Genomic DNA, 646 nt, shown 5'->3' with positions numbered 1-646 from the left:
CCTCGGCCGGTTGCGTGGGGGCGGCCCAGGAGTGCAGGACCGGGGCCTCCACCCGGAGGAACAGGGAGCTGCATTCGCCGGCGACCGCCCGGGCCCACTCCAGGCCGTCGAGAAATCCGTGTTCGGTATGGGCTACCGGGCCGTACGGGAGGTAGAGGTATCCGCCGACGGGGCGCTGTTCCAGGATCGCCAGCGCGTGCCACCCGGGGCCTTGCCCGGTGAAGGCCGGCTTGCCCCGGAGATGGCTGACCTTCTCCCATACCGATGCCTGCAGCGGTGAGTGCGGTCCCGGGGCCGGGGCGGCAGCCGGTGGCATGCCTGGGCGGGGCGGACCGTCATGCTGGGTTTCGACCGGTCGGGATGCGGGTGCCATCGTATGCCGCCTGGGAGGTGGTCAGGTTCTGGCCGTGGTGGGCGGCCGGGTCAGGAGATCATCTCGATCGTAAGCCAGCTGTTTCAAAATAGTGAAACAGATTTCGAGCTGCTTATGTGGCGAGCAGTGCGGTGGTGTGTTCGAGCAGTTTCGCACGGATGGGCCGGGCCTGCTCGGCGAAGGACTTCTGCCGCCGCACGTACTCGGCCTTGCCCTCCGGTGTCTCAACGGCGACCACCCCGTATCCCCACTCGCCGAGGTCGTAGGGGGAGG

At 68.4% G+C, this 646-nt stretch carries 1 pseudogene; it reads right to left on the bottom strand.

What is annotated here, in order from left to right:
- Positions 1–316, bottom strand: a pseudogene (locus IG178_RS24760) (hypothetical protein); the annotation flags it as partial.
- Positions 317–646 lie beyond the last annotated feature (330 nt).

This window comes from Neoluteolibacter marinus (assembly GCF_014904755.1).
In the GTDB taxonomy this organism is placed as follows: Bacteria; Verrucomicrobiota; Verrucomicrobiia; order Verrucomicrobiales; family Akkermansiaceae; genus Haloferula; species Haloferula marina.
This window is presented reverse-complemented; position numbering and strand designations above follow the sequence as displayed.